General features: G+C 66.0%; 15 protein-coding genes. 5 read left to right on the forward strand and 10 right to left on the reverse strand.

Annotated elements, in window-relative coordinates:
• The first annotated feature begins 11 nt into the window (after positions 1–11).
• The gene (locus OO015_RS05660) at positions 12–881 is read left to right on the forward strand and encodes a universal stress protein (protein ID WP_265940260.1); all 870 of its coding nucleotides are present in this window, start codon (positions 12–14) and stop codon (positions 879–881) included.
• Positions 882–886: 5 nt separating this feature from the next.
• On the opposite strand, the gene OO015_RS05665 is transcribed toward OO015_RS05660, so the two are convergent.
• Positions 887–2905 (reverse strand): amino acid permease, encoded by a 2019-nt coding sequence (locus tag OO015_RS05665; RefSeq protein ID WP_265940261.1) that lies wholly within the window; start codon positions 2903–2905, stop codon positions 887–889.
• A 142-nt stretch (positions 2906–3047) separates the two neighbouring features.
• Here OO015_RS05665 and OO015_RS05670 point away from each other — a divergent pair, with 142 nt between their 5' ends.
• A complete protein-coding gene (locus OO015_RS05670; protein ID WP_265940262.1) occupies positions 3048–3911 on the forward strand; it encodes a cytochrome c oxidase assembly protein in 864 nt (287 codons plus the stop codon).
• 5 nt (positions 3912–3916) lie between these two features.
• Here OO015_RS05670 and OO015_RS05675 read toward each other — a convergent pair whose 3' ends face one another.
• Complete coding sequence (locus OO015_RS05675; RefSeq protein ID WP_265940263.1) at positions 3917–5410, reverse strand: FAD-dependent oxidoreductase; 1494 nt, start codon at positions 5408–5410, stop codon at positions 3917–3919.
• Between the two features lie 159 nt (positions 5411–5569).
• On the reverse strand, positions 5570–5911 hold the full coding sequence (locus OO015_RS05680) for an ArsR/SmtB family transcription factor (protein ID WP_265940264.1): 342 nt from the start codon (positions 5909–5911) through the stop codon (positions 5570–5572).
• Positions 5912–6314: 403 nt separating this feature from the next.
• On the opposite strand from OO015_RS05680, the gene OO015_RS05685 reads away from it, so the two are divergent.
• Positions 6315–7910: an amidohydrolase gene (locus tag OO015_RS05685; RefSeq protein ID WP_265940265.1), complete on the forward strand. Its 1596-nt coding sequence runs from the start codon at positions 6315–6317 to the stop codon at positions 7908–7910.
• 97 nt (positions 7911–8007) lie between these two features.
• Here the strand turns inward: OO015_RS05685 and OO015_RS05690 are convergent, their stop codons facing one another.
• The 6 genes from OO015_RS05690 to cysS all read right to left on the reverse strand — a co-directional run bounded on the left by OO015_RS05690 (position 8008) and on the right by cysS (position 15239).
• A complete protein-coding gene (locus tag OO015_RS05690; RefSeq protein ID WP_265940266.1) occupies positions 8008–9414 on the reverse strand; it encodes a M28 family peptidase in 1407 nt (468 codons plus the stop codon).
• A gap of 10 nt (positions 9415–9424) precedes the next feature.
• The gene (locus tag OO015_RS05695; RefSeq protein WP_265940267.1) at positions 9425–10396 is read right to left on the reverse strand and encodes a PfkB family carbohydrate kinase; all 972 of its coding nucleotides are present in this window, start codon (positions 10394–10396) and stop codon (positions 9425–9427) included.
• Between the two features lie 225 nt (positions 10397–10621).
• Positions 10622–12238 carry an alpha-amylase family glycosyl hydrolase gene (locus tag OO015_RS05700; RefSeq protein WP_265940268.1) on the reverse strand — a complete coding sequence of 539 codons (1617 nt, stop codon included), beginning with the start codon at positions 12236–12238 and terminating at the stop codon, positions 10622–10624.
• Between the two features lie 64 nt (positions 12239–12302).
• Positions 12303–12560, reverse strand: coding sequence for a hypothetical protein (locus OO015_RS05705; protein ID WP_265940269.1), 258 nt, complete (start codon positions 12558–12560; stop codon positions 12303–12305).
• A 78-nt stretch (positions 12561–12638) separates the two neighbouring features.
• Complete coding sequence (locus OO015_RS05710) at positions 12639–13907, reverse strand: hypothetical protein (protein WP_265940270.1); 1269 nt, start codon at positions 13905–13907, stop codon at positions 12639–12641.
• Positions 13908–14015: 108 nt separating this feature from the next.
• Entirely contained in the window at positions 14016–15239 is a 1224-nt protein-coding gene (gene cysS / locus OO015_RS05715; protein WP_265940271.1) for a cysteine--tRNA ligase, read from the reverse strand.
• 73 nt (positions 15240–15312) lie between these two features.
• Here cysS and OO015_RS05720 point away from each other — a divergent pair, with 73 nt between their 5' ends.
• On the forward strand, positions 15313–15450 hold the full coding sequence (locus tag OO015_RS05720; protein WP_265940272.1) for a hypothetical protein: 138 nt from the start codon (positions 15313–15315) through the stop codon (positions 15448–15450).
• Between the two features lie 9 nt (positions 15451–15459).
• Complete coding sequence (locus OO015_RS05725; RefSeq protein ID WP_323053856.1) at positions 15460–15789, forward strand: redoxin domain-containing protein; 330 nt, start codon at positions 15460–15462, stop codon at positions 15787–15789.
• Here OO015_RS05725 and OO015_RS05730 read toward each other — a convergent pair.
• Positions 15769–17172 (reverse strand): NAD(P)/FAD-dependent oxidoreductase, encoded by a 1404-nt coding sequence (locus tag OO015_RS05730; protein ID WP_265940274.1) that lies wholly within the window; start codon positions 17170–17172, stop codon positions 15769–15771. The two genes, OO015_RS05725 and OO015_RS05730, sit on opposite strands and share 21 nt — an antisense overlap.
• Between the last annotated feature and the right edge of the window lie 53 nt (positions 17173–17225).

Raw genomic sequence — 17225 nt, forward strand, 5'->3', positions numbered from 1 at the left:
AGGGTGAAAAGGTGCCAACGCTCATCGTGCCCCTGGAATACGATCGGACGAAACCGCAACCGCACGGAGTCAGCGAGCTCGTCTTGCCCTGGGCGAGGGCGCTGGCCCGCCGTACCGGTGCGACAGTTGTTCTCGTCTCCGTCCTCGAAGTACCGGTCGGGTTGCGGTCGCTGCGGGAGCAAGAACTGCTGCGGGCATTGCTCGAGGACTGGCGACGCGAGTGTCGGGACTACCTCGATGGTGTAGCGCGAAGCTTGTCTGGCGCCTCAGCCGTGCATCTCGTCGTCGAGGAAGGTGACCCAGCGACGATCCTCTGTGACCTCGCTCGAGCGTACCCCGATCCCCTCGTGGTCATGGCGGCGCACGGGCGAGCCGGCTGGCGTCGCCTCGTGCTCGGCTCGGTCACCGCACAGGTGATCGTCAGTGGTGTCGCCCCAGTGTTCGTTGTCCCAGCGCACCTTTCGCCTCCCGCAAAAGAGCCGGTGCTCGATCGCGCCCTGGTGCCGCTGGACGGCTCGCGCATCGCCGAGTCGGTTCTCGACGCGCTCCCGCTGCTGGGCACGACCGGTTGGCAGATCGTCCTCCTGCACGTGCGTGAAGCGCGAGCGCAGCGGATCGAGGCTGATGTTCCCGGTGACGACCCGACGGCGTATCTCGAGCAGGTCGCGCAACGGTTGACGCGCGCCGGCTATACGGTCGATATCGTGGTCGCGGACGGGAGGCCTGAGCGCGTCATCGTGGAAGTTGCTCAGCAACGCACGGTCGACCTCATTGCCATGGTCACCCATGGTCGGAGTGGTCTGCGCGATGTGGCGATGGGCTCGACGGCCGAACACGTGCTCGCTCACGCGCCGGTACCGGTCCTGATTCGTCGCCCGTGAGCGGGCTACTCGCGAAGGTGATACGGAACCATCGTGATCGCCAAATCGGGGATCTGGACGAGTGTCCGGCGAAGCCGCCAGGCGGTCTGCGTGTGGAGCAAGCGCTCCCACCAGTGGGCGGTGACGAACTCGGGGATCACGACGGTGATGAGCGGCGCACCCTTCTCGCGGTGGATTTTCTCGATGACCGCGACGAGCGGGCCGAGCAGTTCTCGGTACGGTGAGTCGACGATGATCAACGGGATCGTCAGCCCAGCCTCCTGCCAGCGTCGCTGCAGTGCCTCGCCCGATTCCGGCTCGGTCGCGACATGGACAGCGACGATATCATCGGCGATCGAGCGCGCGTAGGTCAGTGCGGTGAGCGAGGCACGGTTGAGCGAAGCGACCGGGACGACGGCGACGCTGCGGCGGGGGACGAGCCGCAGACGACGGCGCGCTTCCTCAGGGGCGACACGCAGCTGCTCGGCGACCGAGACATAGTGACGGTGCACGGCCAGCATCATGCCGATCAGCAAGGGGATGAAGACGATGACCATCCAGGCACCATGCGTGAACTTGGTGACCACGATGACTCCGGTCACGATGCCGGTCACGAGTGCGCCGAAGCCGTTGATCACCAGGCTGTGCCAGGGAACCCGGAGCAAGTCGCCTCCCACATGCCGCCACCAGTGGACGACCATGCTCGATTGCGAGAGCGTGAAGGCAGTGAAGACGCCGACCGCATAGAGCGGGATGAGCGCCGAGACGCTGGCGTGACGGGCGATGACGAGCAAGCTGGTCAGGATGCCCAGGGTCAGAATGCCGGTCGAGAAGGCCAGTCGGTCGCCCTGGAAGCGGAACTGGCGCGGCAGGAAGCGATCGCGTGCCAGGAAGTACGCGAGTCGCGGAAAGTCGGCGAAGGCGGTATTGGCTGCCAGGAACAGGATCAGCGCGGTCGCGGCTTGAATCACGTAGTAGAACGGTGAACCGTCGACGAGCGTCCGGGCCAGTTGCGAGACGATCGTCTCGCGCTCGCTCGGAACGAGGTGGAAGTGGTAACTCAGGAGCGTGATCCCGCTGAAGAGGGATCCGAGGATGAGCCCCATGGCCAGGAGCGTCGTCCGTGCGTTGTCTGCTTGCGGTTCCTTGAACGCTGGCACACCATCAGCGATCGCCTCGACACCGGTCAACGCGGTGCTACCGGAAGCGAAAGCGCGCAGGATGAGGAATAGGGTGAGCGGACTCGTCGGCGGTGGTGCCTGGTAGCGGACGGGATGCGGATGTGGCCCGATGCCAGCGAGTGAGGCGAGGCCGAGCAGGATCAAGGCACCGACGCTCGCGATGAAGGCATAGGTGGGAAGCATGAAGATGGTAGCGCTCTCCCGCACACCGCGCAGGTTCGCGATCGTCAGCAGGACGATCGCTGCGACAGCGAGTTCGACTCGAAATGGATAGAGTGCGGGAAACGCCGAGGTGATCGCTGCGACACCTGCCGAGATGCTCACCGCGACGGTGAGGACATAGTCGCTCAGCAGTGCCGCGGCGGCGACCAGTGCTGGGCCGACACCCAGATTGTCTTTCGTCACGATGTACGTGCCGCCACCGTGCGGATAGGCCCGGATCGTCTGGCGGTAAGAGAACAGGACAATCGCGAGCAGGAGGACGATGGCCAGGCCGATCGGCAGCACGAACGCATAGGCTGCGCTGCCGGCCAGGATGAGTACACGCAAGATTTCCTCGGTGGCATACGCGGTCGACGACAGCGCGTCCGAGGAGAAGACCGCGAGTGCCTGTGCCTTGCCGATTCGCTGGTGTGGTGCCTCGGCCGTGCGGAGCGGCCGTCCGATCAGTGTCCGCCGGAGGCGGTACCATGCCTTGCCAAGTGGGCTCGCTGGCTCGGTCAGTTCGGCGACGAAACGGCCAGGGGCGATCTCCCGAATCGGAAGGTCGCTGGAAGCGACGCGGCGAATATACCGGTCTCCCGGGTGCGTGCCCGGGACACTCGTTCCGTTGCGGACTGACGAGCTCGACTCGCTCGTCTCCATCTCCCACCTCGGCGAGCGGCGACAGTTGCCCCGCTCGCTACCGGCGCTCGAGTATACGCCCGCAGTGGATCGGCGGGGGAGGGCATGCTCAGAGTGATACGCTTGACGAGGAAACGAGTGCGGTTCTGCGCGAGGTAGCCCGATGTTTCTACCGGTTCTCCACGTTTGTCCGACCTGCCCGAGCGTGCTCGGGATCACGCTCTACCCGCCGGCGCTCCTGCTGGTCTTCGTCCCGGTACTCGCCTATACGCTCGCGCTGTGGCGCTTGCGGCAACTCGGCCGCATGGTTCCGTCGAGCTGGCCAGCCCTCTTTTACGCGGGCATGCTGAGCGCGCTCGTCGCGCTGGCGGGGCCGCTGGACACCTGGAACGACGAACTCTTGACGATGCACATGGCGCAGCACCTGGTGCTCATCCAGATCACCGCCCCACTCATCCTGCTCGGCCGTCCGGTTCAGGTGATGCTGCGCGCGTTGCCGCCCCAGCGGGCAGGCGTGTTGACGCGCCTGTTGCTCCGTCCCGTCTGGATGCGCCGGCTGCTGACCGTGCTCACTGCCCCGCTGGTCGCCACTGCGCTGGCGAATCTCGCGCTCGTCGTGTGGCATTTTCCTGCGCTCTACGAGCAAGCTGTCCTGCGCCAGCCGGTGCACGACCTCCAGCACCTCAGCTTCTTTGGAACGGCGCTCCTGTTCTGGTGGCCGATCATCGATCCGGTCCCACGGCACCACCGCGTGAGCGGACTGTGGGCGAGCCTCATGGTCTTCATCACTGCCGTCGTGAGCACGATCATCGGTGCGATCCTCACCTTGGCGGACGAGGTGCTCTACGAGCCGTACCGCTCTGTGGCGATGCCATGGGGGTTCACTCCGCTCGTCGACCAGCAACTCGCTGGTCTCCTCATGTGGATCGGTGGCGGTACGCTCTATCTCATCATCATTCTGGCGCTGCTCGCCCGCTGGTTGCTCCGCGAAGAAGGGCAGCGCGTGGCTCGCGAGTCGACGGCGTGAGCTGCTCAGCAACACGTCGATGTTCCGACGGTCGAACGCGCCGTGTTCCCAGCGCAGCAAGGCTCTTCACTGCTCGACTGGTCGGTGCAGTCGGTCGGGCTCGGCACCGTGCCACGGCGGGGCCAGGGGCAGGTCGGAAATTGCTCCTCTCGGTTCGACGGCGCAGTGCAGCAGAGCGAATCGGTGCGGAGCTGCAGCGGTACCTGCACCGTTCTGGCCACGCACTCTGGTTCGGTCGGCTCACTGCAGCAGGCCACACCCGCTTCTCCCGAGCACACGCCTGTCGCTGGAAGCTCGAGTTCGACACGACGGGCTGCCTCCCAGTCTCCCGCCAGAGCCGCGACGATCGAGCGCACTTGCTCGTAGCCGGTCCGCAGCAGAAACGTCGGGGCTCGCCCGTAGCTCTTGAGCCCGACGATGAAAAAGTCCGGTTCCTGCGGATGGGCGAGTTCCGCGAAGCCGTGCGGTGGCACCGTACCGCAGCTGTGGGAGCGTGGATCGATGTGCGGGGCAAGCGCGACCGGCGCCTCGACGATCGGATCGAGAGCCAGTCGCAACTCGCGGAGCGGCGCGAGATCGGGACGATAACCGGTCGCACACACGATGCGGTCGACCGGCGGAAGGGCGCGCTCGCCGCTGTACACCGTGATGCCGGCCCCGTCCGCCTCGACACGATCGACCAGGACACCGGTATGCAGCGTGATGGTACCGCTGGCCAGGAGTTCAGCCACTCGCTGGCCGAGACGCCCTCGTTCCGGAAGTTCGTCGCTGGGACTTCCCAGACGGCCGGTAAGCGAGCGGCGGCGGATCGCCCAGTGGACTTCGGTGCCTGGTACTTGCTCAGCAAGCGCAACGAGGTCGAGCAGGACACCGAAAGCGGAGTGTCCCGCACCGACGATGAGTGTCCGCATTCCGGCATAGTGCTCACGCTCGCTGCCCAGAACATCCGGCATCCCGTAGGCGATCCGCTCGGCGAGGTATGTCTCGCCGAGCGCCGGAAGACCGGATGCTCCGAGCGGGTTCGGCACAGCACCAGAGGCATCCAACACGGCGCGAGCGAGGAACTCCTGCTCGCCGACCGACGTGGAGACGCGGACGAGGAACGGCCGACCAGCGCGATCGCGGCTGGAAAGCTTGTCACGGCCCTGGCGGGCGACAGCCGTGACCCGGTGGCCGAGGCGCAGGTACGGTGCGATCGACGGGTGCGTCGCCAGCGGCTCGACCCAGCTGGCCAGGAGCTCGGCACCGGTGGGGTACTGCTCCGGATCGGGCGCGACCCAGCCCTGCTCAGCCAAAAGCTCGGCGGCGCTGGGATCGACGTTGTAGCGCCAGGGGGAGAACATCCGTACGTGGCGCCAGCGACGCATCGATGCTCCGGCAGCGTCTCCGCTCTCGAAGACGAGGAAGGGTAACCCTCGAGCTGCGAGATGGGCCGCGGCGACGAGACCGATCGGCCCCGCTCCGATGACCACCACGGGAAGCTCGTCGCGATGAGGCATCACGAGTCTCCTTTCCTTCTCACGATTCGTTCGCCCAGACTCCTCTCGCGCAGCAGCTCGGCGCGCTCTCGGGTGTCCTGGTCGTTCAGATTGATCCATTAATTGATGTCTATCGATGTAAGCGCGATGATTCTCCCGCCCTCCGTCTCGGGACGCTCTTCACGGCACGGTGACCGGATCGGCCAGCAGGTGACTGAGCTGACGGAGCACGTTCTGAGCCAGCGGTGTCGCTGCGTAGTAGGCCCAGGTTCCGCGTCGTTCGACAGTGACGAGGCCTGCCTCGCGGAGGACCCGAAGGTGATGGGAGACCGTCGGCTGTCCGACCGGGACGTGCTCGACGAGGTGGCAGACACAGAGCGGTTCCTCGTACCGGGTCAGCAGGGCGAGGAGCGTGAGGCGTGTCTCGTCGGCCAGTGCCCGGGCGAGCGAGGCGATACGGCTGATCGGCATGGTCGCCACCGTTGCATCGGGAGACTCCATCGGGCAGCACCGACCGTCCATCGCTCACCTCCGGAGTCAGTGTACGGGGTGTATCGATAGTTGTCAATGCCTGCAAAATGTATACAAGCGAGGCAACCGCAGCATCGCACTACCATGCGGTCGGTCGTGCGGCAGGACGCGCGCACCGCGGAGGGCAGTTCCCTGGACGGCAGGGGGATCGTGACAGGCCCGTTCACAGCACGGGGTCGTACTGGCGAGTCCTCGCTGGCCGGAGTGGTGTTGCGTGTCCCATTCAGCGTTCGCCTCTCCGTGGCTCGGGAAGACGGGGTCGATACCTGCGCATCGACTCAAGTCTTTGCGTCGCTGCAGTTGTCTATAGTGTGCGACTTGCCAGCCTGACTCGATCCCGCTACTGTGCCGAAGCAGAGTAGCTCTCCGGTCGTACTCGCGGAAAGGACGCACGATGGACGCCTATCTCGTCACGAACGGAACGATCCTGACGATGGATCCCGCGCAGCCGACCGTCGAAGCGTTCGGCGTGATCGGCGAGCGGATCGTCGCGACCGGCTCCATCGCCGACGTGGAGGCAGCGCTGCCGCGCGGCTACCGGCGACTCGACCTCGCCGGCGCGACCTGCTTGCCCGGGTTCAACGAGGCGCACAACCACATGATCAACTTCGGCTTCGTGCTCGGCCAGGTCAACTGTCGGTACCCAGCGGTGCGGTCGATCGAGGAGATCGTCCAGCGCTTTGCCGAGCGAGCGAGCCGAACAGCGCCCGGAACCTGGATCCGGGGGCGTGGCTACGACGACAACGTCCTCGCCGAGCACCGCCATCCCACGCGCTCCGACCTCGACCGGGCCAGTACCGTGCATCCGCTCGTGCTCACGCACAGCTCGGGCCACATGCTGGTCGCCAACTCGCTCGCGCTCCAGCTCGCCGGTGTGACGCGGGAGACCCCCGATCCTCCTGGGGGCCATATCGTCCGCGACGAGCACGGCGAGCCGACCGGGCTCCTGCAGGAGAACGCGATGGAGCTCGTCGAACGGGTCATCCCTGCTCCGACGCTCGACGACATGGTGGAGGCGCTGCGCCGCTGCAACGATGCGTATGTCGCGGCCGGGATCACCTCGAGCCAGGATGCTGGTTCCGACCACCCGCTCCAGGTCGAGGCCTACCAGCGAGCGGTCGAACGTGGTGTACTCAAGCTCCGTACCTCGATGATGATCCGGCACCAGCTGCTCCCGCATCTGCTCGGACTCGGGGTCAAGCAAGGCTTCGGGGACGATCACCTGCGCATCGGCCCGGTGAAGCTCTTCGCTGACGGAAGTCTCATCGGCCGTACGGCTGCCGTGAGTCGTTCCTTCCTGAACGATCCCCGCCCGGACAACTACGGCATCACGATCTGGACGCAAGAGGAGCTGGACGAACTCGTCTGGCAGGCGCACTCGGCAGGTTTTCAGGTCGCGACCCATGCGATCGGCGACCGGGCGATCGAGATGGTGCTCGATGCCTACGAGCGTGCGCTCGCGCGGCTGCCACGGCCAGATCACCGGCACCGGATCGAGCACTGCGGGGTGCTGCGTCCCGACCTCATCGACCGGATCGCCCGGCTCGGCGTGCTGGTCGTGAGCCAGCCGATCTTCATCGCCGAGTACGGCGATGGCTTCATCCGGCATCTGGGACTCGAGAGGATTCAACTGACCTATCCGTTGCGGAGCCTGCTCGAGGCGGGTATCCGGCTCGTCTTCTCGACCGACTGCCCTGTGTCCGCCTACCAGCCACTCCGCTGTATCCAGGCTGCTGTGCTCGAGCGGACAGCGAGTGGGCGCTCCTATGCCCTGGAAGAAGCGATCACCGTAGAGGAAGCGTTACCGCTCTACACGGTCAACGGCGCGTATGCGACCTTCGAGGAGCAGCGCAAGGGGATGATCCGGCCCGGTATGCTGGCCGACTTCGTCGTCCTCGAGCGCGACCCGCGCACGGTCGACCCGGAGGAACTGGCTGAGCTGCGCGTGCTCCGTACGGTCATCGGTGGCGCGACCGTCTACGAGGCGTGACCGGGAAGAGCGCGTCGCTCGGGGGCTCGCTCGCCCGACAGTCAGGTAGCGGGTGCTGGGAGCGATCTGGCTGCATTCCCAGCACCCGCTGCGCGTGCTAGATCACCGGACCTTCCGTCGCCCGCACCCGCTCGAGAAGGCCAGCGTCGGCCAGTTGCTGACGCACTTCTTCCGGCGTCCGCTGTCGCCCAGGGAAGTTCTCGTCCTCGCTGAGCCGGATCACGAGCCGCGCCGCCAGCGCAGCAGCCATCTGGATGCTACGCAACGTCACCTTGTCCAGCGTGTCGGCCTCGGTGTGTCCCCATCCGCGCCCGATCATCCCGGCAGTGGCATCGCGGCTGCTCAGCGTTGCGTTCGGGATCCCGCGCAAGGCGAACGGGAAGTGGTCGGAGTGCGCGTTCAGCTCGTCGCGGATCGCGAAATCGTAGGGAAGCTCGCGGGCGATTCCCTGGAAATATGCCACGAGCTCGGGGAGTCCCGAGAGGACGAGTTGCTCCTGCCCGCCCGTGCCGCGACCGGCCCCGTCCAGGTTCAGTACGAAGCGGATGCATTCTCCGCGCGCAGCTGCCTGTGTGGCATGAAAATAGGCGCCGAGCAGCCCGAGCTCCTCGGCACCGAAGCAGATGACGCGGACTGTCCGCGCGAGCTGGCCGCGGAGCTGGGCGAGCGCGCGCCCCACCTCGAGCCCGACGACGGTGCCAGCACCGTCGTCGCCGGCCCCTTGCGCGATATCGTGACTGTCGTAGTGCCCGCCGACGAGGACGATCTCGTCGGGTCGTGTGCTACCGGGAATCTCGCCGATCACGTTCGCTGACTCCGCGTCGAGCGTCCGGTTCTCGGTCGCGAGGCGCACGCGCAGCCGGCCACGCTCGGCGAGACGCCGGAGAAACTGACCAGTCTCGTAGCTCAAGCCGATACCGGGAATCGGTGCCTCGCGGTCGATGGCGCGTGTCCCGTTCAGGTTGCGGCCAGTCAGCGAGCCGGTAATGTGGAGCTGGCCCGGGTTCTGGTTGATGAAGAGGACAGCGACCGCACCGCGCTGGACGGCCCAGTTGAACTTGTCGGTCCGGTGACTCTTGCGCTCGCCGGGACGGTTGGTCTCGGCGTCGGTGAGCACGACCTTCCCGAGAATCTCGCTGGCCAAGCGCTCGAAATCAGGAAGTTCGCCCTCGCCGACGTCGATCACGTCAGCTTCGATCTGTGCGGTCGGGCAGTAGGGCATGGCGATGGCCGGGAGTTCCCGCTCGAGCGGCTCCACGACAGCGAGATGGCACGGCCCACGCTCCCAGGTCGCCATGGGAAACGGTTCGAGTCGGACATTCTCGAGTCCATAGGCGCGCATCCGGTCAGCGAGGAACTCGGCTGCACGCCGTTCTCGCTCCGACCCGGCGAAGCGATGGCTGAGGTCATCGCAGAGGTAGACGAGGTTCCGCCAGGCCTCGCTGGATGTCCAGATCTCGCCGAGGACGATGCGGTCCAACTCGCGGACGTGCTCTCGGTCCATCCCTCGCTCCTCACTCGTGACGCGACACGTCGCCCGACATCGTCAACAGTCGCTGCACCTGGCGGCGGGTGGGGAGGGCCGGAATCGCCCCCCGCCGGGTGCAGACGAGCGCACCGACGGCATTCGCGAGCCGGAGTACCTGTTCGACCGCGCGTTTCGACCAGTCGAAGCCCTGCTCGAGGAGCCCGACGAGGAGTCCGGCCACGAACCCGTCGCCAGCGCCGGTCGTATCGACGATTGGCACAGTGAAGCCGGGTACTTCTCCCTCCTCCTGCGGCGTGAGATACGCGCAACCGGCCGCACCCAGCGTCACGACGAGCAGCTGCAAGCGGTCGTGCCACAGCTGGCGTGTGGCGGCCGGGTCGCTCGACCCGGTGAGGAAAGCGAGTTCCTCGCGGCTCAGCTTGACGATCTCGGCGTGCTCGAGCCCACGGAGCATACCCGCTCGTGCCGCTTCAGGCGAGGGCCACAATGCGAGACGCAGGTTCGGGTCGTAGGAAAGCCGCGCTCCGTGCTCGCGGGCAGTCTCCATGGCTACCAGCGTCGCTGAGCGTGCTGGTTCCTCGATCAGCGAGATCGATCCGAAGTGGAAGATCCGCGTCGTACTGGCGACTGTCCGGTCGACGTCTTCCGGACGCCAGAGCATATCGGCGCTCGGGTGCCGGTAGAAGAGGAAGTCGCGTTCACCGTCCGCACGGAGGCTCACGAAGGCGAGCGCTGTGCGTGCGTCCGGCGAGAAACGCAACCCCCGCACATCGACGCCGGCGCGCGCGAGCGTTTCTGCCAGGTAATGGCCGAAGTCGTCGTCACCGACCTGACCGAGGAAAGCCGCTCGCCGGCCGAGCCGTGCGACACCGACGGCCACGTTGGCCGGTGCGCCACCAGCGGCCCGGCGGAACGCCGGTGCCTCGGCCAGCCGCACGCCCCGCCGGAGCGCGACGAAGTCGACGAGGAGTTCCCCACAGCTGACGACATCGAACACGCCTCGGCTCCACCCTCTTCCGGCTCCAGCCGTCAGCCTGACGATGGTGCAGTGCTCGGCGTCCGGTGTCAAGACGTATCGGGGCCAGGAGCGGCTGTGCGTGCCGCGGCGTACCGCGAAGCTGCGCTGCGTCCTATAACGGGCGAGTGCCGGCCACTGGCGGCGCAACGACCTGGTCTACGACGAACGCATCTGACGCTCCGGTTGCACGGTTGTCGGTGGTGGCTAACGGCCCGGCAATCCGCTGAGGGCGACGACGCAACCCTCGTTGGGGCGCAAGAGAAGCGTGCCGCGCACCGGCTCGCCGTCCCGGTCGAGGTGCGTCGAAAGCAGGACATACCCGTCCAGTGGCTCACGAGACGGGCGAAAACCCTGCTCATGACCGCTGAAGTTGAGGACGATGGCGAGTCGCCTACCACCAGCCGTGCGCTCGTAGGCCAGGACGTCCGTCGTCACGCCGAGCGGCCGGTACTGCCCGATAGCGAGAGCCGGCTCGGCGCGGCGGAGCAGGAGCAACTCGCGGTAGAGGCGGAGCATCGACCGCGGGTCTTCGCGTTGTGCGGCCACGTTGCGGGTCTCGTAGTCCGGATTCAGGGGGAGCCACGGCTCGACAGTCGAAAATCCAGCGTAGGGGCTCGCATCCCACGGCATCGGAGTACGGCAGGGGTCGCGTCCCGCTCCCGGACCGATCGTCCGCTCGAGCGGATCCTGTCGGCGCTCGGGTGGAATGGGAACGTCGGCGAGGCCGAGTTCGTCGCCGTAGTAGACCGTCGGTGTACCGCGTAACGTGAGGAGCAGCATTGCCGCCACGCGTGCCTGCGCTTCGCCGACGCGCGTCGCGACCCGTGGCTGGTCGTGGTTGCTCAAGACCCAGTTGGGCCAGTCATCGGGGCCGAGTAACCCTTCGTAGGTGTCGATCGTGGCAGCGACCTGGCGTGCGGTCCAAGGGATCAGCAGGAGCTGGAAGTTGAACGGAAAGTGCAGCTCTCGCTCGTGGCGGCAGCCGTAGTAGGCGACGAGACGGCTGATCGGGATGTACATCTCGCCGATCAGCACCCGCTCGCCGAACGCGTCGGTGACATGGCGCATCGCTGCCAGGATCTCGTGGAGTTCGTATTGGTCGGCACTGTAAGCGGGAATCAACTCGTTGAACGGTAGTTGGTCGGGTGAATAGTCCGGATTCGGTGGGTTGTCCCGAAACGAGGCGTCCTTGATCAGGAAGCGGAGCGCATCGATCCGGAAACCGTCCACTCCCCGCTCGAACCAGAAGCGCAGCACGTCGAACATTGCCGCGCGGACTTCCGGATTACGCCAGTTGAGGTCAGGCTGCTCCTTGAGGAAGGTGTGCAGGTAGTATTGCCCGGTCGCAGGATCGAACTCCCAGGCACTCCCACCGAAGACGCTGCGCCAGTTGTTCGGCGAGCCACCGTCCGGGGCCGGGTCGGCCCAGATGTACCAGTCACGGCGCGGGTGATCGCGCGCGCTCCGCGCTTCCTGGAACCACGGGTGCTGGTCGGAGGTATGGTTCGGCACGAAGTCGAGGATGACCTTGAGGCCGCGTGCATGGGTATCGGCGATCAGCCGGTCGAGATCGGCCAGGGTGCCGAAGATCGGATCGACGTCGCAGTAATCGCTGATGTCGTACCCGAAGTCGGCCATCGGTGACGGAAAGATCGGCGAGAGCCAGATCGCATCGACCCCGAGCCAGACGAGGTAGTCGAGCTTTTGCCGGATTCCTTCGAGGTCACCGATTCCGTCGCGGTTACTGTCGGCGAACGAGCGAGGATAGATGTGGTAGATGACGCCACGTTGCCACCAGCGCCAGCGACGTCCCTCGTCCATGCGGTCTCCCTTCCGTGGCTGCGCGTCGCAGCGAGCGGGCCACCCGCAGGCGGCCCGCTCTCGTTCAGCGTCGCTGGACGACGTGTGCCGGGAAGACGCGTGCTAGCACGACGCTCGTGCCGGCGGCCACCAGGAAGACCAAGGGAATGTCGATCAACAGGAAGCCCCAGGTCAACGCCAGCTCACCGTTGATCAGGCTGGCTAGCGCACCGAAGATGACGCTCAACGCCACCAGCGCGACGGTGCGCAGGCGAACCGATGCGATCCGCCAGCAGATGAGTCCGACGACGACACCGGCACTGATCGGGAGAATTTCGCCCATGACTACCCTCCTCGTGTCCCGGTTCCAGCCTGCCGCAACCAGGACAGGCTGTCAAGCTGCGGCGTGCACTCGTCCGCTTCATTTGCCGAGAGTGATCATGGTCAGTACTGCCTCGATCCGCTCGCGCAGGCGTTCGAGCCACTCGAAGATCCGGCGTGCCTCGTCCGCTGTGACCGGTGGCAGACCGCTCGGGGTGAAATGCCACGTGCGGGCGAGGAGTGCAGGTTCGTCAGGGGCCGTCAGGATCGGTGTGCCACGGTGGGTCAAGATCGCGGCGAGCCGCTCAGCGATACCGAGTTCGCGAGCGAGCAGGTGCTCCCACGTTTGGGCAGCGAGGTCTGCGAACCAGTACCTGAAGCGCACGAGCGGGAGCTCACCGAGCGTCTCGGCGACGTTCGACCAGCCGGTGGTGTCGTCCGGTGCTGGCGGGAAAGGATCGAGCGACGCGCCGTGGGCCTCGGCTACGGTGGCCGGAAACCAGGCAAACCAGATCGCCCAGAAACGCCGGAAGGCAGTGACGAGGTCGCGGATCTCGAGTTCCTCGGGTGGCCGCTCGGCTTCGAGTTGCCCCATCGCGGTCAGGGAATAGCGGAGCAACTCGCGGAACGCGCGAATCCGTTCTGGTAACTCGAGATTCGCGGCGTCGAACCACCGCTTCTGGTATGCCCACGTGCCGACGAGTTGGGCAAGATCGAAATCACTGTCGGCGAGTGCGACTTGGACGGTCTGGTCAATCGTTTCGATTTCTTCGGCCGCTGCAGTGGCATGCTCCAGGAGCGTTTCGATCCAGCGCAGGCTGGCCTGGCATTCCTCAGCCGTAATGTCGAGTGGGACGGGAAAGGTGTACCGGTCGAGACAGCCGCGTGTCCAGTTCCCGCCGAAGGGATCCAGGACGACCATCGAGAAACCGGTCGGCACTCCGGGATCCTCGAGTGCCAGGTCGAGCCAGCGCACGATGCCGAACTCCTCGGCGAGTGTCCGTGCCAGCGGATGCTCAGCGAGCCCGGGGAACCAGTACCGGAAACGGACGATGTAGAGGTCACCGATCGCATCGCGGAGCGCTTGCCACCCTTCGTGGTCGTCGTCAGCTGGGATGTAGGCACGGGCGTTCACGCGTGCGAGGTTGTACGGGTCGCTCCAGAGGCGTTGCCGAACTGGGTGGTCTTCCGGCATATACTCGGCGATGAACGCGGTGAACCACAGGTGGAAGAATTCGTAGCTTCGCCAGAGATCGTACGAGGGAATGAAGAACGCCGCTTCGTGATCGCTGGCCAGGTTGCTCGCATCGAAGTAGGTCGCACGCAGGAACGCCAGGTCGTAAGCGATTTCGCGCATTGCCTGGCTCATCGCTTCGTCTCCCTCCAGTCGTCAGCGGTCAACCCGCGTCGAGTGTCCGCGACTGGAGAGAACCCTGTCGTTCCCGTTCTGTCGTGCCGTACATCCTCTGGCGCGACGTCACCGTGTCACGGTGAGGCCGAGGAGCCCGCCCATCTCGCGGAGCTGCTCGCGGGCCCGCTCGATGTCGCGCCCCTCCCGCGCGGCGGTCAGGAGCCGTTCACCTGCCTCGGCGAGGAGTTCGATCGCGCGCGGTGTATCGAGGTCGTCGGAGAGGGCAGCGACCATCGCGTCGCGCAGCGGTGCGAGGTCGAGCGGTGTCGCTGAGCCGCCGGTCGCGTTGACCGCCTCGCGTAACCGCCGGACGAGCGGCTCGAAGCGGGCTGGCCCGTCGTCCTCGTAGGCGAACGGTGTCCGGTAGTGGTGACTGAGGAGGTAGAGGCGGATCGCATCGCCGGAGTGACGCCGCAGCGTGTCGCGGACGAGGACGAGATTGCCCAGCGATTTCGACATCTTCGCACCCTGGTATTCGACCATCGCGACATGGACCCAGAAGCGCGCGAACGGCTTGGCGCCGGTATAGCCCTCGGACTGCGCGATCTCGCTCTCGTGGTGCGGATAGATGAGGTCGTAACCGCCCCCGTGCACGTCGATCTGGAGGCCGAGGTACTTCATCGCCATGGCGCTGCATTCGATGTGCCAGCCAGGCCGTCCCGGTCCCCAGGGACTGTCCCAGGTCGGTTCGCCGGGCTGGGCAGCTTGCCAGAGAACGAAATCGAGCGGGTCTTCCTTCCGCGGATCCTGCGGATCGGCGCCCCGCTCGGCCGAGAGCCGGATCATCTCCTCGCGACTACAGCGACAGAGCTGCCCGTAATCCGGATCGCTGGCGACGCGGAAGTAGACGTTCCCGTCCCGCACGTAGGCGGCGCCGCGTTCGATGAGCCGCTGGATGATCTCGATCATGAGCGGGATTTCTTCGGTCGCTCGGGGGAAAACGGACGGGAAGAGGACGTTGAGCGCGTTCAGGTCTTCCTGGAACTGGCGGATATAGCGATCACCGAGTCGATCCCAGGGCTCGCCCACCTCACGCGCCTTCCGCAGGATGTCGTCATCGATGTCGGTGATGTTCTGGACGTACTTGACGCGCCAGCCATGGAACTGGCAGATCCGATTGAAGACGTCGAAGACGAGATAGGTCATCGCATGGCCCATGTGCGTGGTGTCGTAGGGGGTCACGCCACAGACGTAGAGTCGTACCGTTCGCCCGTCGGCCGGCGCGAACGGTTCGATCGTTCGAGTGAGCGAATTGAACAGCTGCACGGCTTCTCGCGCTCCCTCCAGCACTCGCGTCCCTCGCTTCGGGTATCGTACCATCGGAAAGGCGAGCGGAAAGCGCGTCGAGCGGGAAGGACGTGGCATGGCAGGACGAGTCGGTGAACGAGCACCGGAATTCCGTTTACCGAGTACGCTCGGTCGACCACTCGCGTTGAGCGAGATCCTCCAAGAGCGGATCGCGCTCCTCGCGTTCTTCCATTTCGCCTTCACCGGTGGTTGAGCGAACCAACTGTCCCAGTTGTGGGGCAGGATCGAGGAGATCCGTGCGCTCGGCGCCGAGGTCTATGCGATCAGTTGCGACAGCCACTTCGCTCAAGCCGCCTGGGCACGCGAACTCGGGGTCGGTTTTCCTTTCCTCAGCGACTGGAACCGCGATGTCATCGCCGCCTACGACGTGAAGCTGGACGAGCTGGCGGGCTACCGTGAGGTGCCAGCTCGGGCGCTCGTCGTCGTCGACCGCGACGGGACGATCGTCCACCGGGACCGTGCGCCGCTCCGAGAACTCCCGGACGTCGAGGCTGCGGTCGCGGCGTTGCGGTCACTGGCGGCGCGCTCCTGAGCTGACCACTGGTGACGCGGGAGATTCGACCGGCCCTGGTGCCTCGCGGAGCCTGCGGAGTGCCGCTTCGACCAATCGCCGGGTCGCCGGTGCCGGTTGGCCGACCTTGAGCTGGACCAGTTCGGGCGGGAAGAGCAGGTCGAGCGTCCATTCCATCGCCAGGCGGATCCGCCGGTCCCAGCGCGGGATCTGCAGGAGCGCATAGGTCCGCCACAGCCACCAGGCCGGAAAGCCTGTCACGGTGACCCGTCCGAGCCAGGCGATCGCAGCGTGGTCGCCGAGCGTGACCATCATCCCACGGGTGCGGTAGCGCATCGGTTCGAGCGGGCGACCGCTGAGGCTGGCGACGAGGTTCCTGGCCAACAGCTTGGCCTGGCGCACTGCGTGCTGGGCAGTCGGCGCGTACGGGCGGCCTGTCGCCGGATCGGTCACCGCAGCGTTGTCGCCGATCGCCCAGACGTCGGGGAATCCAGCGACACGGAGGAACTCGTCGACGAGGAGCCGCCCGCGCGAATCGAGCGGAAGCCCGAAGGAGCGAACGATGGGGTTGGGCTCCACACCGATCGCACTGACGACCGTCCGCGACTCGATCGATGTGCCGTCATCGAACATGACTGCTGCCGGATCGACCCGGACGACCTTCCGCTCGAGCGAGACCTCGATGCCACGCTGCCGGAGCTCGCGCGCGGCCCGCTCGGCTGCTTCCTCCGGGAAGCCGGTGAGGAGCCGCGGTAGGGCCTCGACGAGCACGATACGCTCGGTGCCGGGGCGGATGTTCCGGTAGAACGGGAGCGCGTGGGTGAAGAGGCTCCGGATTTCGGCCGCGACCTCGACACCGGTCGGCCCACCGCCGATGACGACGACGGTGAGCAGTCGTCGTTGCTCGTCCGGATCGGATTCGATATCGGCCTGCTCGAGGAGATCGATGAGGTGGTTGCGCAGCGCGAACGCGTTCGAGAGACGCTGCACATCGAACGTGTAGTCGTCGAGTCCGGGGATACCGAAGGTCGCTGGGACACCACCGAGGGCGAGCACCAGATGGTCGTAGGGAAGCTCGAGAGGGTGTTGCTGGTGCTGGTAGAGGCCGTGCTGGATCGTCACGGTCCGTCGCTCGAGGTCGATCCCCGTCAACTCGCCGGCGTACAGGCGAGCATGCGGTACGACGTGCCGGATCGAGGTGAGGATCGTCTCGACCCGCAGCGCGCCGGAGATGACCTCCGGCATGAGCGGATAGAAAACGAATGCGTTCTCGCGCGAGATCACGGCGACTTCGATGTCGCCAGCGCGTGCTGCTTTCCGGAGCGCGTGGGCAGTGGTGACCCCAGCGAATCCACCACCGGCGATCACGATCCGCGTCGGTCGGTTGTCCTGTGCTCTCTTCATCGTTGCCAACCTTACTCGTCCCGGCTCGCGACGAGCGTTGCCGGACGAACCCT

This window comes from Thermomicrobium sp. 4228-Ro (genome assembly GCF_026241205.1).
Lineage (GTDB): Bacteria > Chloroflexota > Chloroflexia > Thermomicrobiales > Thermomicrobiaceae > Thermomicrobium.